The sequence below is a fragment of the Sphingobacterium paramultivorum genome, from assembly GCF_014109745.1.
Taxonomy (GTDB): domain Bacteria; phylum Bacteroidota; class Bacteroidia; order Sphingobacteriales; family Sphingobacteriaceae; genus Sphingobacterium; species Sphingobacterium paramultivorum.
On sequence record NZ_CP058555.1, the window covers coordinates 4,429,828 to 4,447,778 of the forward strand.

Below are 17,951 nucleotides of genomic sequence, written 5' to 3' on the forward strand. Positions count from 1 at the left end.
AAAGTTATTTAAAATCAATCTAAATAAGATTATATTTGCCAAGGTATAAGCTAAGGTCAGTGTATTTTGGAAACGGATTTTTTTATTATAGATCGAGAGAGTTTTGAGCAAATATATCTTCGTCATTGGGAAGGTATGTTTGCTTTCTGTCTTAGTAATATCCAAGATGAAGAGCATGCAAAAGAAATCGTTCAAGATGTTTTCAAATCACTTTGGGAAAGACGAAATGAGCTTCGACTGAAAGAAGTGGAACGTTATCTGATCCGCTCGGTAAAACTCAAAGCTTTTGAATACATTCGCAACAAGGTCTCCCGTCAACAACACCTAAGCAATATTTCAAACACCAGCGAATCCCACTATACGGACAATACGTTGATTGCTGAGGAACTCGCAAACAAAATTTCCCACCTGGTCAACACACTGCCTAACCAATGTCGAAAAGTATTTCGGATGAGCAGGGAACAGGGACTTACCAACAAGCAAATTGCCCAGGAACTGGTGATCTCTGAAAGAGCTGTAGAATACCATATTTCGCGGGCACTTAAAACATTAAAAACAGAATTAACAGAATATATATTGTAAGTTGATCCATAAAAAGAGAAATCTCGTATTTTTGTTAGCAAGTTGAATATACTGATGAACATAGACAAGAAGTTAATAGAGAAATATCATTTAGGCCAATGCTCGCCAACAGAAAGACTGTTGGTCGAACAATGGTTGCTGGATGACACCTTCGAAACTAAGCCATTGCCTATTTCTACAGCTCAAAAAAACAAATTAGAAAGCGATATCTGGGCCGACATCAATGCGCATATTGAACAATCCAAGGCACCAATAAAAATTAAACAAAAAAAATACAATTTTAGATACCTTGGCATTGCAGCTTCGTTATTAGCCGTACTGAGTATTGGCTTCCATCTGTTTAACATGAGTGAAAAAACTGATGCGACATTCGACAACAGAACGAATGCTAACCTAAAATATATCAATCAGGATAACTATAAAATAGTTTTAGGCAAAAATGCGACTGCTCAGATCAATACCGATACTGGGGAAATTAAAACGACAGGCAATATGCTCTTTATACCCAAAAAGAACTTTGCATTCAGCCTTTCGGGAGATAAAAAGAAAGAACTAAAAATCGGCGAGACCTATTTTGTACTGCAACCGCAAAAAAATGGAAATCAGGTTATCATTGCCAAATCCGAACTAACTTTTCTTGCACCAACATTACAGCACGAACTTAAATTACAATTTAACATCATTTAATCGATCCCTATCCCCCATCCTATAGAACCATGCTAACAAGCCGTCTTATCTTATTCTTACCGCTCTTGCTTCTTAGCTTTACGATAAGTTGCCGATCAGAACATGCTGAGAAAAACTTAGCTGGCAAATATAGCTTCTATACCATGGATAAGGATTTAGGAAACACCATCATCACGACCAACAGCATTGATAGCGGAAAATTAACGATTCGACAAAGTGGAGTTGATATCCCAACACAAGAGTTCGATCGCAGCATCATTGTTAAAAATGGCAGATTTTATTTCCTCAGAGAAGGGAAATTTAGAAAATATACACTAGAAAAAACAGGCCTAAAAGAAATTGCTCAGCTGTCTATGCCTGACCAACATATTGAAAATATCAATTGGCTCAACAACGACACCTTACTCCTTTTCACATCAGACAACAAAACCAATCGCCGCCTATGGTACACTAAGGTTGCTGTCAATGACTTTAACGTCGCTCAGCAACAAGAAATAATCATACCTTCCTCAGCTTCCGATTTCAATATTATTTCTGTTGGCTTTAGTACCATACACCAGCAACAGCTACTCGTTGGATATACCTTCAATAAAATAATCAATGAAACAGACTTCACCACAATAGACACCCTCTATGTAGCAACATTCGATAAAACGACATTACAATTAAAAGAAATTCAAAAAGATACCCGATCCACTTATCCCGGAGGGATCAATACGGTACAATCTTATAGTTTCAATGATGAAGAGGGAAACTATTATTTTATGGCATGCCCAGGCATAGCCTTAGGAAATATTCCCTCAAAGCCAACTGCTATCTTTAAAATTGGTCAGAAATCAACTCAAATTGACCCGAATTATTTCTTTGATTTAACAGCACAGACCCATAACCACGCTTATGGTATGTGGTACCTGGGAAATCATCAAGCAATTGTACGGAGCGAACGTAAAGATCGCTATACCGATTTCAGCGACCACCACTCTACTTATCAATTTGAATATTTCCTTGTTGACCTCAGTGCCAAAACCACACGCAAACTCAACCTACCATTTGACAAAGGCACCCGTAAAGAATCTGTACTTGTTGAAAATGGTAAAGCATATATCACCATTGATGACAGCTTAGACAAACATCAGGTTTGGGTTTATGATATCAAATCAGGTCAAATTACCCCAGGGCTTCAATTAGATCGAGAGACCGATTTCATTGTAAGAATCGATCGACTAAATTAATTCTATCTGTAAAACAGACTATTACAAAAATTATTCTTTTTTTTCACCTTAGGACCTTCGGTAAATTTAGAGTTACGCAACTTCTTTATGTGTAATTAATCTAAATAAAACAATGTTCAAATTTAAAGTGATATGGTTAATGTTATTTTTAACCCTATCTTTTCCCTCGTTTTCTCAGCAACTGGCCCAGATCGAAGGTAGCATCAAAAATAGCACAAAGGAACCGATTGAAGGCGCTACAATCCTCCATAAAGGTACTAACAACGGTGCAAAAGCAAATAGAACCGGTACCTTTATACTAAAACATGTACCCTTTGGGAATCATGAATTTATTATTTCAGCACTCGGCTATAAAACTTTAACGCTGAAACTCGAAGTCAATAAGTCAACGGAAATTCTAAAAGAGATCACATTAAGTACGGAAAGCAATTCATTGGATGAAGTACAAGTTGAAGGAAAAACTGTCAGCAAAAGGATCAAAGAATCTGGTTTCAACGTTAATGTAATAGAAACCAAACAATATGCCAATACCAATTCCGATATAAATCAAATACTCAATCGAAGTACAGGCGTAAAGATTCGAGAACAAGGCGGCCTAGGTTCCCGATATTCCTTTTCGCTAAATGGCTTATCTGGCAATAACATTAAATTTTTTATCGACGGGGTACCAATTGAATCTTTCGGCAGTGGCATGAGTCTCAATAATATGCCGGTGAACATCGCAGAACGCATTGAGGTGTATAAAGGTGTCGTACCGGCACACCTGGGCTCAGATGCTTTGGGTGGAGCGATCAACATCGTCACCAATCGTGATTATAAAAAATCTTTAGATCTCAGTTATAGTATTGGCTCATTTAATACACACCGCGCTGCGGTGAGTGCTGGTTATAAACATCCCAAAAATGGCTTGATGATCAATTTGAATAGTTATTACAATTTCTCAAATAATAACTATCTCATGAGAACCAATCCCAAAGCTGGTGTATACCTAAAGGCACCTATACCTCCGAAAAACGAATTATTTGACACCCTGCAATCCGCAAGGCGTTTTCATGATGACTATCGTTCATTTATGACACAGGTTGAAGTGGGCATAAGTAATAAAAGATGGGCCGATATCGCTGTCTTAGGCTTGACTTATAATGACGTGTATGACCAGCAACAAACCGCAGCGACACAAGAACGTGTGCTAGGGCATGTATTCAGTAAAAGTCATACGTTTACTCCAAGCTTGCGCTATAGAAAAGACAAGTTTCTTTTTGAAAATTTATCAGCAACTGTATACGCAAATTATTCACGAGGCGAAAATATTATCACCGACACGAGCTCGAGGACATATTACTTTTGGAACGGTATAGCTACAGAATATAGTCCCAATGCAGGCGAACTGAATAGCTACAAATCCATCACCCATCAAAAGATTAACAACAGCTTTTCGCAGGTAAATTTAAATTACAAGCTATCAGCATCGCACCTATTCAATTTCAACTATAATTTAAACACCAATAAACGCGAAAATTACAATGAGATAGATCCCTACAATGATTTTTATAATATAACAAATCAGATCTATAGAACGACTATTGGGCTCAATTATCAACAGATTCTTTGGAAAGAGCGACTAAATAATTCATTTTTCATCAAAGAGTATGGCTTATCTGGCAAAACCAACACTGCTGGTAAAACCTCCAAAAACTACTTTGGTTATGGCGCTGTGACGAACATTAAATTAGATGCGAGTTACGGCATAAAACTATCGTATGAACATGCCTATCAACTACCAACTTTTACCGAGCTTTTTGGAGATGGTTTAAACGTTATGGCTAATGAAAAATTAAAGCCTGCAAATAGCGACAACTATAACCTGAATTTCTACTATGGAACAACCTTTGGAAACCACTATCTAAATGTGGACGCTTCAACCTATTATAGGAATGTTAAGGACTATATCATTCAGAAATCTTACGACACCCCGCAGGGGCAAAAACAATTAGCGGACAATGAAGGCGGAGTGAAGGTCAATGGCCTTGATTTCGAAGTTAAATATGGGTACAAATCCAATTTTATGGCCGTATTAAACATGAGTTATTATAATGCAGTCGATCGCGAAAAGTATGATAAAAATAATAGAGAAAAGATAACCTACAAAAATCGTACACCCAATGAGCCGTGGCTATTTGGAAACCTAGACATCAGTTATGGCCGGAATAACCTTTTTAGCTCCAAAGACAATCGTATACAGCTAAATTATTACTTGCAGTTTGTAAATAACTATTCGTTAAGCTGGTCCAAATTAGCAGAAAAATCAACAAAAGATTATATTCCAGCCCAATGGTTACACAATATTGCCGCTACCTATTCTTTCAATAACAATACTTATAACATCACCGTCGAGGGAAAAAATTTGACTGATCAAATTGCTTACGATATTTTCAAGCAACAGCGCCCCGGTCGTTCTGTATATCTAAAATTACGGTACCTCATCCGCTCCTCACATTAAAAATTATTTAAAACTATAATATCATGTTAAAATCAATTACAAAAAACGTTAGTTTAATTGCTTTGGCAGGCATTTCGTTAATAGGCTGTAGCAAATCCACACCTGACAACGGTACGCCCACAAATCCAACGGAAGAAGTTGGTGGAAATTTTGCGATAAAGTTCAGTACAGACAATGGTTCGTTTATGCTTCCTGTAAAAGATCTCATGTCAGGTACGATCTCTCCAGTAGGCGCCGGTACTGATGTAACAAGTATGTTCCCATGGGAAGAAAATGTAATTCAAAAAGGCAAGTATTTCTACTCGATTGATCCAAATGCCGCTCAGTTCGGAAAATATAGCTTTGAAAATGGTGTATTAAAGGCTATTAAAGTCATTCCGTTCACCAAGTTAACCACTTTATATATAGGCTGGCATAGTTGGCTGGATGACGATCGCTTGGCCGTCGGCCCACGCAATAGCAACGAATACGCTGTAATCAACACAAATACGATGCTTGTAGAGGCAAGTGGTACAATAACCTCAGACACCGACATCCCGAAAGACCATAATATGCGGATTTATGCTTTTCTTCCTCAAGGTAATAAAGTCGTCTTAGGTTATTGTTTATATAACAATATAACAAAGGTAAGCTACGACATTACGTATACAGGTTCGGTTGACTATCCATCGTTTAAAAACTTTAAGAAAACAGGTGAAGACAACCGTTCAGCACCCGTAGGTCCAGTTAGAAACGGTTATTTTCATAAATTCAAGGAAAATGGTTACACTTATTTGCAAACGTATACAATGCCCGCATTGGGTGGGGGCAAAAACCTACCTACTGGATTCTATCGAATTAAAGATGGAGATGACAAACTTGATCCAAATTACTTCTTCAATATCAGTCAGTACCAAGGCGGAGATAACCAACTGGGGGTTTCTTACCTAGGTAATGGTAAGGCTTTACTTATCAGCGCACATGACACAAAAAATAATGTTAAAGAATGGAACGATTGGTGGTATGCTGCTATGTGGGAATACCTAATCGTTGACGTAAACTCACAAAAAGTAGTTAAAAAATTAGACTTTCCATTGGTCAGTAATTCCCGCTCGGCAGTTGTCATCAATGGGAACGCATACATAGCGGTAAATGATCCCAAAGCTGACGCCATCTATATTTGGGAGTATAACCCAACTACGGACAAATTAACAAAAGGCGCCAAAATACTTGGGGGTGACGCAGATACACCAATGCTATATAATTTAGATTAATCTCTTATTAAACCGGGGCGACCTATTGTCGCCCCTTCGATTAAATACTATCCGTTATCATTATTAAATTATGTTCAGTAAAATCAACGCCTGGCTGCATCTTTGGTTGGGACTTGCCGCCGGTATTCCCGTTATTATCTTAGCAATTACAGGTTGTGTACTCGTCTTTGAACATGACATCAAAGAATTGACTACCAACTATATTCACGTCGAACCCAGAAGTGCCGAAGAACAACTTCCTCCTTCCGTTATTTACAAAGCAGTAAACCATATTCTTCCTGATAAAGAAATCGCAAGTTCCTGGTATAACGGATTAGACAAATCCGTCAAAGTGAGTTTGGACCATTCCGATAGTCTAGTTTACGTAAATCCCTACACCGCAGAAGTCCTCGCCATTGTAGATCATGAAGATTTCTTTCATTTCATGGATGAAGGGCATCGTCACCTTTGGATGCCTGTAAAAATAGGACGACAAGTAGTCGGCTGGAGCACATTCATCTTCTTTATATTGTTGATCACTGGGCTTGTACTCTGGTGGCCAAAAAAATGGAACAAGAGATCTAGAGAACAAAGCTTTTCAATCAAATGGAAGGCGAAATTTAAAAGAGTGAATTATGACCTTCACAATGTGCTCGGCTTCTATTCGCTAACAATAGCGCTGGTTATGTGTTTTACTGGACTCATCATGAGCTTTCCATGGATCCGAAGCGCTGTCGTCTCGTTGACTGGGGGGTATCCAAATAAACCTAAGATAGAGAAATCAAATAAAGAAGAATACATTGATCAACCTTTAAACGATGCTTTAGTTGTTGCAGACCAGATTTGGCATAAAGTACGTCGTGAATATGCCAAATATAACAAAGAGGCAGTCATTGTCCATTATCCTGAGCCGGAAGACAAAACAGTGTATGCTTGTACCGACATGGAAGGTGGCACCTGGCGAGATCTCAATTTCGACCGATATACACTTGAGCTAGCCGGCAGAAAACAAGGTCCCATTGATGAGGCAAATACCACAGAATGGTTGATGCGATCCAACTATGCACTCCATACTGGTTTTATTGGAGGAATGACAACAAAAATCATCTATTTCGTGGCCTCATTGATCTGTGCGACCTTACCGGCAACGGGATTCTATATCTGGTGGGGCAAGAAAAGAAAAACGGTAAAAAAAACAAAACATACACAGCTAGCAACTCCTTAAATTTTAGTAATCTCTTAATCATAGTACTATGCGTCATATCCAGCATTATATCGTAAGTTTTCTATTTATTTGTACAACGTTCAATTGCTATGCACAAAAAACCAATCCTATTAAGGGACAAATTGTGGGTGAAGATAAACGAGCTATTCCCTATGTAAGTATAAGCCTTCATAACGCCAAAGATAGTACACTATCCAATACGATTCTTTCGGATAGCTTAGGACGTTTTACATTCGCCAATGAAAAAGCAGGTCGTTATTTTGTGAAGATAAAAAACATCACGCATCAAGAGACTTTTAGCCCACATTTCAGCCTGACAGAGCAACTGGGTAAAATTAACCTCGGTCAGATTACCCTCTTACCGAATAATACGTATTTAGCAGAAGTACTGGTACAACGCAAAAAGCAATTCATCGAACAACAACAGGATAAGCTTGTGTTCAATGTAGAAAACTCGATGCTTGCTGATGGCAATAATGGACTTGAACTACTGAATAAGATTCCAGGAATAGCTGTAGATGACAGCGGAGTATTAAGTATGAAAGGGAAATCGGGAGCAACCCTGATGATCAATGGCAAGATGACCTATCTTTCAGGCGATCAACTTGCCAATTTACTGCGGAGCACATCTTCCATTGATATCAACAAAATCGAGGTTATGTCCAACCCTAGTGCAAAACAAGATGCGGCCGGTTCAGCAGGAATTATCAATATCGTTTTAAAAAAAGGAATAAAACAAGGATGGAACGGTGCCATCTCGCTCAATGGAGGGTTAGGCAGGGGCACACATCTTGGCGGTAGTCTCAATTTAAATTACCGCACGGAGAAACTCAATGTATTTGGAATTTACAATCAATATCATCAGAACCTCGAATATTTCAATTCCCTCACCCGGTATTTTTATCCCGATCAGCACAATGTTCCAGAATCTTATAGCCAACAGGAAAATAACATACGCCCCAAACTACGGTCTAATAACTTTAGAGCTGGTATAGATTATAACATAGATTCCAAACAGACACTTGGCCTACTTATCAATGGCGGTTTTGGCAAATATCCGAAGTATGAACCCACGACAAATAGTTTCAGAAACTTTGACGATAATCAATTAGTGTGGTCTTCTGCTACGATAACGGAAGGAAAAGAACACTGGCGGGACATGCTCTACAATGTCAACTATACTGTCAAATTTAACGAGAAAGGGCACGAACTAAAGATCGATCTCGATCTTGTCGACCATTATTCCAAAATGGATCAGCAGCTGAACACGAATTATACGAAAGCAGATGGCTCCACGCTCAACCAACCATCGTCACGTAGAGGAGACATTCCATCAGACAATAAAGTGTACGTCGCCAAGTTGGATTATATACTCCCGCTAGCCCAAGGGTATAAACTGGAGACAGGTTGGAAAGCCAGTCATGTACGCACAGAAAATGACCTGCATTATGACACCTTACAAAAGGATCAATACGTCCCGGACCTGACAACAAGCAACCATTTCATTTACAAAGAAACAATACAAGCGGGTTATATCAATCTATCCAAAAGCTGGCATAAAATTTCGGCACAGGTTGGTGTCAGAGGTGAGCATACGCATACTTTAGGTAATCAAATCACCCTCCATGAGCAATTTGAAAAATCATATTTCAAACTATTTCCTTCGGCATTTCTAACCTATACCCTCAATGAAAAAAACAAATTGCAGACAAGCTACAGCTACCGCGTACAAAGACCATCATTTTGGGATCTCAATCCATTTCGCGTATATACAGATCCTTTTTCCTATTCGGAAGGCAATGCTCAGCTGAATCCTGCTTACGAGCATTCTCTTGAGTTTGGCTATACACTTGCCAGCAAATATATTTTGACCTTAAACTATGCAAAGAGGACCAATGTCGTTAACGAGATCATTGGTACGGATCCAACCAATCCATACATTACCTACGAACGTCCTGAGAATATTGGTTCATTTAGAAATTACGGATTGTCAATTATCGCCCCTAGCCAATTGACAGCTTGGTGGTCAGCTACACACTTCGCAAATTATTACCGTAATGAATATAATATCCCACAAGAGGATGGCTTGATCAGCCGAAAAGGCAATACGCTTACACTCAATAGTCAGAATACATTCAAATTGCCTAAAGATTGGTCTATAGAACTCGGCGGGAACTACGTATCGGGGCTGACAATAGGCTTAAGTCAGATCAAGAGTTACGGCCAAATATATACTGGCATCCAAAAAAATATACTCAATAAAAGAGCATCTGTCAAGCTAGTTGTGAATGATATTTTGAGGACCAACAATCGGCGTTATGAGACCTTTTCGTCAACAATAAGGCTCGTAGGGAAATCGAACCCTGACAGTAGGACGGCTATACTCTCCTTTAACTATCGATTTGGCGGGGTTGGCGATTCGAACGGTCAACGTTCGACAGGATCTGAAGAGATCAAAAATCGGCTCTAAACTCGTGACAGTTAGCTAACTTTATACTAATGCCAAATTTTGTACCTTTGTAAAAAATTATCGAAGATGTCGGTCAAGATTGGTGAAAATATTGATTTGGGTAAATTCCCATTGTTATTAGCTCCGATGGAGGATGTAAGTGATCCTCCGTTTCGCTATGTGTGCAAACAGAATGGTGTTGATTTAATGTATACTGAATTTATTTCTTCGGAAGGCTTAATTCGGGATGCTGCAAAGTCAATTCAAAAACTTGATATTTTTGAATATGAACGTCCTATTGGCATTCAGATCTTTGGTGGAGATATTGAAAGTATGCGTCAGTCTGCTGAGATCTGCACAAAAGCAGAGCCTAATTTAATCGACATCAATTACGGCTGTCCAGTTAAAAAAGTAGTCTGCAAAGGAGCTGGTTCATCCCTGCTACAGGACATCGATAAAATGGTTGCAATGACAAAAGCTGTCGTTGAGGCTACGGATTTACCCGTAACGGTGAAAACACGTCTTGGCTGGGATGATAACACAAAAAATGTATACGAAGTTGCCGAAAGGTTACAAGATGTGGGGATCAAAGCACTTGCTATTCATGGACGTACGCGCGCGCAGCTGTATAAAGGTCAGGCGGACTGGTCTATGATTCGTGATATCAAACGCAATCCGCGCATCAAGATTCCAATTTTTGGCAATGGCGATGTAGACTCTGTCGAAAAAGCTGCGGCATGGCGGCAGGAGTTTGAAGTGGATGGCATTATGATTGGCCGTGCAGCAATCGGATACCCCTGGATTTTTAGAGAAATAAAACATTTTTTCAATACTGGTGAGCGTTTAGAAGGACCAACTATTGCCGAACGTGTCGAGGTTTGCAGAACACATCTGAACAAATCCATTGAATGGAAAGGTGACAAATTGGGTATTTTTGAAATGCGCAGGCATTATGCGAATTACTTCAAAGGAATCCCTAACTTTAAAGAACACCGAATGAAGTTGGTCAGCTTACAAAGCCAAGCTGAGATTCTTGAGGTACTTCATGAAATTGAACACAATTTCTCGGCAGAAATGGTATAATCCTAAAGTCCACAATTTATAAAGAAAAAGGTCGTGCTAAGTTAATATTAGCACGACCTTTTTTCGTTTAAGCGTCTTTCTTTATGAATCGCTTGAGCTGATTTCTTTCCATCATAAATACACCTCCAATGTAAGCAATCAAAAGCCCATTACCAACGAAGGCATTATGATTAAATACAAAGTAGGATAGATAGGAGAAACATATCCCTAAAAGTATATACATCAGGATCTTGCCCAATTTATAGGGTATAGGATAATGTTTTTGCCCCCATACATAAGATAGCACCACCATAGAAAAGTAGGCTAGAAATGTGACTATTGATGCTCCAACATAACTGTACCTCGGGATCAGGTAATAATTTGCAACGATGGTTATTCCTGCCCCTACCAATGAAATATACAATGCGTACCGCGTTTGATCGGAAAGCTTATACCATACGGAGAGATTCATATAAATACCCAGCAGGACATAATTGAATAGTAATAGCGGAACGATAAAAAGTCCAGACCAATATAAGTCACGAGTTTCCACATTTCCTTTAATAAAATACTTCAGCCAGTCAATATTCGCTGTAATCCCCAGCATAACTAACATCATGGCAATTACGAAATATTCCATAATCAACGCATAGGTCTTCTTTGCATTGGCATTTTTTGCATAAGAAAAGAAAAATGGTTCGGCCCCCAATCGAAAAGCCTGAACAAAAATGCTCAGAAACATTGCTAATTTTCCAACGGCTCCATAGATCCCCAAATCGCGATCCCCAATATCCTTAGGCAGGTAGATTGGCAACACAATTTTATCTAAATTTTCGTTGATGATATAAGAAATATTGGCAATTAAAATCGGAAAGCTATACGATAGCATCTTTAAGATTAGCTGCTTTTCCGGTTTAAAATAGAAACCCCTCATTTCAGGAAGGAGCAATAGAAAGGTTGCTGCACTTGCCACAATATTAGAAATAAATACATAACCTATCCATTCATTTCTATACCAACCGGAACACCAATTACCCAAAGTACCACCATCTTTTATCAGATAGGGAACTAGCGCAATAAAGAATAGGTTAAGAATAACCATAATACCGATGTTGGCCAATTTAATAGCACCAAATCGAATAGGCCTTCCCTCCGATCTCAATTTCGCAAAAGGAACAATAGCTAAAGCATCCAATGCCAATATGAGGGCGAAATACTTCACATAGCTCTCGTAATCGGCATTGTAAGTTCCCTTATTCAACCAGCTACCAATAGTGCCAGCAAAGACTATGGCCGTAATAAAAAATAATGTTGCCAAAGAGGCAATGACGATAAAACTGTTATTGAAAACCTGCTTTTTATCCTTTTCTTCGACTTTTTGGAGAAACCTAAAAAAAGTTGTTTCCATTCCAAATGCCAAAACGGCATTGATCATGGATGCCCAGGCGTACATATTAGTAAATATTCCGTAGGACGCAGGTGGATATTTGAGGACATACAATGGCGTCATGACGAAATACAGCATACGGGCTATAATCGTACTCAGGCCATAAATCATGGTCTGTCCGGCGAATTTTTTAAGTACTGACAAGGCGAAACGGCTTAAGATTGAACTCTTTTAACTACTTCAAAATTGGAAAAGCCCTTCATTTCGCCTTCCTTTACCTCAACACTTTCAACGATTGCACCCTCGGGTCCTTCTTGGCAGAACTCCAACAGTGAATCTAGTGCAAAATCGTCGCCCTCGCCCTCTATATAGACAGAACCATCTTTTAAATTGACAACAAAGCCTCTAACACCGACTTGATCTGCAACCGCCTTGGTTGTCAATCTAAAAAAGACCCCCTGTACTTTACCTCTTATTGAAATATTCAAATGTTTCATCTGTAACTTATTTTTTCTTCCATCGGTCAGATGGAACTTACCATGACTATAGTTTCGTTATTATAGTCATGGACGGTTCAATAAGAGCAAAAGTACAGAAGTTTTGGGGAATTAAATACTACGCTAAACGTTTTACCTTAACATCTTCATTTAGGCGCATGTGTTCCATACCTTGCAACAACACAATCCCAGGTTTTTTACCCACTTCAAGTGAGCCAAATTCATTCTCAATGTTCAACGCGATAGCACCATTGATTGTAGCCCATTGAATAGTCTGCAAGAAATCCAGATCCTCAAAGTGCGCATGCAATACCTTTAGCTCCTCCAAAATGGACAATGTATCGTTTGAAGCTAAACTGTCCGTTCCGATTACCAAACGCTGTCCGGCATTCATAAAATTCTGAACCTTTGGTAATGTTCCCTCAATATAAAGGTTGGCTTTTGGACAGAGACACCACATCACATCACGATCCATACGCTCTACAAAATCCAAATCTTTAAGAGAGGTATAGGTGTTATGAACCAACAATAATTTATTTGGATAAGGCAAATAAGGAAGATAAGACTGAATCGAATTTCTTGCCTGCGCCTTAATCGCATCAGCATTTTTTCCTATACTTTTATAAAAGTCCAAGAACTCACCCATTTTATAACGGAACAGTTTATTCTCCTCTTCACTTTCTTGATTGTGAATACTGATAATATTTGTTTCCGGAACCATCTTCTTGAATTTCTTAAAAAGGACCTTCGAACAAGAATAGGGAGCGTGCGGAGTAATGGATACATGCCCATTCCTAAACTCTTGGGTCAACGATTTAGCCTCCTTTAACTTAAAGTCAGCTTCTTCAGGTTCAATTCCGAGCACCTCCACAAATGTGTGATATAATATCTGTGAATCTTCCTTCAATTTTGAAGAATTATCAGTGTTGGCGTGATCTCCGACTGCGACAATACCATTTTCGTACATATCTCGATCGGCTTTGGCCATAGCGTCATCTATTTTTTTCATCGATGCCGACCGCGTTGTCATCACCTTACTGAGAAAGCTCGGAAGCCCCGTACCTTTAGGAACAATACCTTTCATATGCGACAATTCAATGTGGCAATGTGCATTGATAAAACCTGGAATTATCACTCCTTCATATCTCTCAACCTTCGTTTTATCTGAAGGTGTAAATGAAGTTGGGTCATAGATACCTTGAATTACCCCCTCCTCATCTACCGAAACAATACCGTCTTTTATTGGCATTGAAGTAATCGGCAGAATATAATTAGCGCTTAAATATTTTAACATTTTATCTCCTCACTATCAATTTAGTAACTAAAATTTTTTGACCTGTATGAATACATACCTCTAGTAGAAAAATTCATGCCAAGGTACCTAAAAAGAACAATAAATACCAAAAACAACAATTTGCACAAATTTTTAACCAAAAAGAAATAATACCGCAAATCCACTCTTTTCCATTTGTCATAAATTACTTCTTTATACTTCATTTCAATTTTAAATTTATATATTCGCAGCATCGAATAGGGGTGCCTTGTTTTGTCAGGAACACAAATAAAGGCTGAGATTATACCCAACAGATTAAATTCTGTACACCTGATCCAGATAATGCTGGCGTAGGGAGAGGTTAGTTAAATAGTGCGGTCATAGTAACCCCTTGCTATGATTTGTTTAACTCAAACAAAATACATTACCATGATCAAATTTTTGATTTGTAGCTCCTTAGCTACTATTTCAAGCCAAATTGCCATTGCGCAACAAAATCTGACAATTAAAGCTGTAGACAATACTAATCAGACCCCCTTACAGTATGTTTCCATATCCATAGATGGACAAGCATCCTTCGCTGGCCAATCGGACAAAAATGGACTGATTAAACTATATCGTATCAATACAGGTAAGCACCAGATCCAGGTATCTTCTCTTGGATATAAAACATGGAGCCAAAATGTGGATGTTAAAGACAATTTGGAGCTTACGGTAGCGTTAGAACCTAGTACAATTCAAATGGAAGAGGTACTTGTTCAATCTACCCGTGCCAAAAGAAATGCTCCTACAACCTTTAAAAACATCTCCAAAGAAGAAATAACGCGTAATAACCTCGGCCAGGATATTCCATTCCTTTTAAATCAGACTCCATCCGTGCAGGTCAATTCCGATGCCGGTGCAGGTATAGGTTATACCGGAATGACAATCAGGGGATCGGATAATCAACGAATCAACGTAACATTAAATGGAATCCCTTTAAATGATGCGGAGAGCATGGGTTCATTTTTTGTAAACCTTCCCGACTTTGCCTCTTCTACCGAGAGCATCCAAGTTCAGCGTGGTATTGGGACTTCGACGAATGGTGCCGGATCATTTGGAGCCTCATTAAATATTCAGTCCAATACGTTAGTCGAAACCCCTTACGCAGAGCTCAACAATTCATTTGGCTCCTACAATACCTGGAAAAATACAGTCAAGGTAGGTACCGGGCTAATTAACGACAAATTTGCCTTCAATGCCAGATTATCTCGAATCAGTAGCGATGGTTATATCGAAAGAGGTAGTTCAGACTTACAATCTTTTTATGTGGACGGAGGTTATTATGGCAAGAAACATATTTTAAAAGGAATTGTATTCTGGGGAAAAGAAAAGACATATCAAGCCTGGAATGGCGTTCCCGAACCATTGATTACTGGCGATCGATCACGCATGGATGACTATGCAGATAATGCACTCGAAATCTCGGGCGCAGAGAAGGATCGTTTCATGAACGCCGGCCGGAATTATAATCTATATACGTATCAAAATCAAACAGATAATTATACGCAGAAACATCATCAACTTCATTATACCAATATCCTGAACGACAAATTGACGCTCAATACAGCCCTACACTATACAAGAGGTTATGGTTACTATGAAGAAATGAGACCCGGAGATAAACTAAGTAAATACGGTTTGCCTAACGTCATCATTGGTAAAGATACCATACAAAAAACAGATCTCGTCCGCAGGAGATGGCTTGATAATTATTTTTATGGCATGACCTATGCCCTAAATTACAGACCGAATGATCAGCTTGAAATTACTTGGGGTGGAGCTTATAATCAATACAAAGGAAAACATTATGGCCAGGTGATTTGGGCACAATATGCATCAACAGGTTTTCTTGACGATAAATATTACTTCGGGAAATCACAAAAAAATGATTTCAGTAATTTCTTAAAGGTCGATTATAAACTAGATAAGTGGATATTAATGGCCGATATTCAATATCGGAATGTAGATTACCACATGTATGGTGATGATGATAAGGTGAAAAATTATAATTATCATCCTAAGTTTAATTTCTTAAACCCTAAAGCTGGTGCAACTTATTTGCTAAATGACCATTCAAATGTATACGCTTCTTATGCCTTTGCACAGAAAGAACCTGTTCGCAAGGATTTTATAGAGAAAAATAGCGCCTTACCCGACCCGACCCCGGAGAAAATGCAGGACATCGAATTTGGCTATCGCTTTACAAATGAAAAATTCAACATCGGATTGAATGGGTATGGCATGTTTTACAAGGATCAGTTGATCCCAACAGGTGAAATCAGTGATACTGGCTCTCCAATTCGACAAAATGTCAAAGATAGCTATAGAATGGGGCTTGAATTCGATGGATCATGGAACATCAACAAGCAGTTCAACTGGAAAGCAACAGCTAGTTTCAGCCAAAATAAAATTAAAGACTTTGAAGAGGTAATCGGTGATACAAGGATATTTTATTCGAAAACAGACATTGCTTTATCTCCGGGAACGATTTTGTCAAGTAATTTTTCTTATAGTCCGATAACATCACTTACATTCTCTCTTCTATCCAAATTTGTAGGAAGACAATATCTAGATAATTCATCTGCGAAAGAGAGAAGCATTTCCTCTTATTTTGTCAACAATCTGTTAGCAAACTATAGCTTTACAGCATTAGGTATCAAAAACATCAGTGCAACTTTACAGGTCAACAACATCTTCAACGAAAAGTACGAAGCCAATGGCTACACCTTTGGTTGGATGGAAGGTGATACCCGAAAATATTATAATTTCTATTTCCCACAAGCACCAACAAATTTCCTATTGGGCTTGAATTTCAAATTTTAGAAACAATTTATTTAAATAAAAAAACGTCTCTTTTTTCCTGAGGAAGCAAGAGACGTTTTTTATTTAATATGGTGGATAAATTGCACATTACATCGTGTTTAACAATCGGAATTTTTACCTTTGGTTTTATACTTTTCATTATGCGCGCAGTTATACAACGAGTGAAAAACGCCTCTTGTACGGTAGATAATCAGATTACAGGCCAGATCCAGAAGGGTTTAATGATTTTATTAGGAGTTGAAGAAGCAGACACAACAGAAGATCTTAAATGGTTAGGACAGAAATTCATCAACTTACGCATCTTCGAGGATGAACAGGGCTTGATGAATAAATCGATACAGGATATAGACGGAAATATCTTACTCATCTCACAATTCACCCTCTTTGCTCAAACAAAAAAAGGAAACAGACCTTCTTTTATCAGAGCAGCAAAACCGGATAAAGCCAAACCAATGTATGAAGAGATGGCTTTATTGTTAAGTCAATTGCTCCAAAAAGAGGTTCAACTTGGCGTATTCGGAGCAGATATGAAAATCGACCTACTGAATGATGGTCCAGTTACCATCGTCATGGATACAAAAGATAAGGACAACTTTTAATTTTTTATTGAAAAAGATGACAATTAAAGAAGCACAAGAGGTTATTGACAAATGGATCAATAGTACCGGAGTACGTTATTTCAACGAACTGACAAACACCGCCATACTCATGGAAGAAGTCGGTGAGGTTGCCCGAATAATGGCTCGGAAATACGGAGAGCAATCTTTCAAAAAATCAGACAAAGAAGTCAATTTAGCAGATGAAATGGCCGATGTATTATTCGTTTTGATGTGTCTTGCCAATCAAACGGGAATTGATCTAACAGAAGCTCTGGAACAAAATCTTCAAAAGAAATCAATTCGGGATGCCGACCGCCATAAAAACAACGAAAAACTTAAATAATTGGAGATAGTATTGTTT

Annotated in this window: 14 protein-coding genes; 11 read left to right on the top strand and 3 right to left on the bottom strand. The window is 38.5% G+C overall.

The features are described 5' to 3' along the window. The first annotated feature begins 66 nt into the window (after positions 1–66). The 8 genes from HS960_RS18615 to dusB all read left to right on the top strand — a co-directional run bounded on the left by HS960_RS18615 (position 67) and on the right by dusB (position 10,990). Positions 67–582 carry an RNA polymerase sigma-70 factor gene (locus HS960_RS18615; protein WP_227550098.1) on the top strand — a complete coding sequence of 172 codons (516 nt, stop codon included), beginning with the start codon at positions 67–69 and terminating at the stop codon, positions 580–582. Positions 583–636: 54 nt separating this feature from the next. Next, positions 637–1,269, top strand: a complete 633-nt coding sequence (locus HS960_RS18620; protein ID WP_088160043.1) for a hypothetical protein — start codon at positions 637–639, stop codon at positions 1,267–1,269. Between the two features lie 143 nt (positions 1,270–1,412). Continuing rightward, entirely contained in the window at positions 1,413–2,501 is a 1,089-nt protein-coding gene (locus tag HS960_RS18625; RefSeq protein WP_182330328.1) for a DUF4374 domain-containing protein, read from the top strand. Between the two features lie 112 nt (positions 2,502–2,613). Continuing rightward, complete coding sequence (locus HS960_RS18630; protein ID WP_088160041.1) at positions 2,614–5,001, top strand: TonB-dependent receptor; 2,388 nt, start codon at positions 2,614–2,616, stop codon at positions 4,999–5,001. A 23-nt stretch (positions 5,002–5,024) separates the two neighbouring features. Further along, on the top strand, positions 5,025–6,254 hold the full coding sequence (locus tag HS960_RS18635; protein ID WP_088160040.1) for a DUF4374 domain-containing protein: 1,230 nt from the start codon (positions 5,025–5,027) through the stop codon (positions 6,252–6,254). 70 nt (positions 6,255–6,324) lie between these two features. Further along, on the top strand, positions 6,325–7,458 hold the full coding sequence (locus HS960_RS18640; protein ID WP_182330330.1) for a PepSY-associated TM helix domain-containing protein: 1,134 nt from the start codon (positions 6,325–6,327) through the stop codon (positions 7,456–7,458). Between the two features lie 28 nt (positions 7,459–7,486). Next, the gene (locus HS960_RS18645) at positions 7,487–9,928 is read left to right on the top strand and encodes an outer membrane beta-barrel family protein (RefSeq protein ID WP_182330332.1); all 2,442 of its coding nucleotides are present in this window, start codon (positions 7,487–7,489) and stop codon (positions 9,926–9,928) included. A 66-nt stretch (positions 9,929–9,994) separates the two neighbouring features. After that, complete coding sequence (gene dusB / locus HS960_RS18650) at positions 9,995–10,990, top strand: tRNA dihydrouridine synthase DusB (RefSeq protein WP_153844891.1); 996 nt, start codon at positions 9,995–9,997, stop codon at positions 10,988–10,990. Between the two features lie 67 nt (positions 10,991–11,057). Here dusB and HS960_RS18655 read toward each other — a convergent pair whose 3' ends face one another. The 3 genes from HS960_RS18655 to HS960_RS18665 all read right to left on the bottom strand — a co-directional run bounded on the left by HS960_RS18655 (position 11,058) and on the right by HS960_RS18665 (position 14,147). Then, positions 11,058–12,527 (bottom strand): lipopolysaccharide biosynthesis protein, encoded by a 1,470-nt coding sequence (locus tag HS960_RS18655; protein ID WP_088160036.1) that lies wholly within the window; start codon positions 12,525–12,527, stop codon positions 11,058–11,060. A 44-nt stretch (positions 12,528–12,571) separates the two neighbouring features. Then, complete coding sequence (locus HS960_RS18660; RefSeq protein ID WP_046674815.1) at positions 12,572–12,853, bottom strand: acylphosphatase; 282 nt, start codon at positions 12,851–12,853, stop codon at positions 12,572–12,574. Between the two features lie 118 nt (positions 12,854–12,971). Further along, the gene (locus tag HS960_RS18665) at positions 12,972–14,147 is read right to left on the bottom strand and encodes an amidohydrolase family protein (protein ID WP_088160035.1); all 1,176 of its coding nucleotides are present in this window, start codon (positions 14,145–14,147) and stop codon (positions 12,972–12,974) included. 408 nt (positions 14,148–14,555) lie between these two features. On the opposite strand from HS960_RS18665, the gene HS960_RS18670 reads away from it, so the two are divergent. The 3 genes from HS960_RS18670 (at position 14,556) to HS960_RS18680 (ending at position 17,933) form a co-directional block, all read left to right on the top strand. Continuing rightward, complete coding sequence (locus tag HS960_RS18670) at positions 14,556–16,991, top strand: TonB-dependent receptor (RefSeq protein WP_153844890.1); 2,436 nt, start codon at positions 14,556–14,558, stop codon at positions 16,989–16,991. A gap of 140 nt (positions 16,992–17,131) precedes the next feature. Beyond that, positions 17,132–17,590 (top strand): D-aminoacyl-tRNA deacylase, encoded by a 459-nt coding sequence (dtd, locus tag HS960_RS18675; protein ID WP_088163428.1) that lies wholly within the window; start codon positions 17,132–17,134, stop codon positions 17,588–17,590. A 16-nt stretch (positions 17,591–17,606) separates the two neighbouring features. Continuing rightward, a complete protein-coding gene (locus HS960_RS18680; RefSeq protein ID WP_088160033.1) occupies positions 17,607–17,933 on the top strand; it encodes a nucleotide pyrophosphohydrolase in 327 nt (108 codons plus the stop codon). Positions 17,934–17,951 lie beyond the last annotated feature (18 nt).

What these genes read in the sequence shown, in the direction of transcription:
- HS960_RS18620 (WP_088160043.1), top strand. Translation starts at nt 637, where the DNA reads ATGAACATAGACAAGAAGTTAATAGAGAAATATCATTTAGGCCAATGC.
- HS960_RS18645 (WP_182330332.1), top strand. Translation starts at nt 7,487, where the DNA reads ATGCGTCATATCCAGCATTATATCGTAAGTTTTCTATTTATTTGTACA.
- HS960_RS18680 (WP_088160033.1), top strand. Translation starts at nt 17,607, where the DNA reads ATGACAATTAAAGAAGCACAAGAGGTTATTGACAAATGGATCAATAGT.
- HS960_RS18665 (WP_088160035.1), bottom strand. Translation starts at nt 14,147, where the DNA reads ATGTTAAAATATTTAAGCGCTAATTATATTCTGCCGATTACTTCAATG.
- HS960_RS18625 (WP_182330328.1), top strand. Translation starts at nt 1,413, where the DNA reads ATGGATAAGGATTTAGGAAACACCATCATCACGACCAACAGCATTGAT.
- HS960_RS18630 (WP_088160041.1), top strand. Translation starts at nt 2,614, where the DNA reads ATGTTCAAATTTAAAGTGATATGGTTAATGTTATTTTTAACCCTATCT.
- HS960_RS18655 (WP_088160036.1), bottom strand. Translation starts at nt 12,527, where the DNA reads ATGATTTATGGCCTGAGTACGATTATAGCCCGTATGCTGTATTTCGTC.
- dusB (WP_153844891.1), top strand. Translation starts at nt 9,995, where the DNA reads ATGTCGGTCAAGATTGGTGAAAATATTGATTTGGGTAAATTCCCATTG.
- HS960_RS18660 (WP_046674815.1), bottom strand. Translation starts at nt 12,853, where the DNA reads ATGAAACATTTGAATATTTCAATAAGAGGTAAAGTACAGGGGGTCTTT.
- dtd (WP_088163428.1), top strand. Translation starts at nt 17,132, where the DNA reads ATGCGCGCAGTTATACAACGAGTGAAAAACGCCTCTTGTACGGTAGAT.
- HS960_RS18640 (WP_182330330.1), top strand. Translation starts at nt 6,325, where the DNA reads ATGTTCAGTAAAATCAACGCCTGGCTGCATCTTTGGTTGGGACTTGCC.
- HS960_RS18670 (WP_153844890.1), top strand. Translation starts at nt 14,556, where the DNA reads ATGATCAAATTTTTGATTTGTAGCTCCTTAGCTACTATTTCAAGCCAA.
- HS960_RS18635 (WP_088160040.1), top strand. Translation starts at nt 5,025, where the DNA reads ATGTTAAAATCAATTACAAAAAACGTTAGTTTAATTGCTTTGGCAGGC.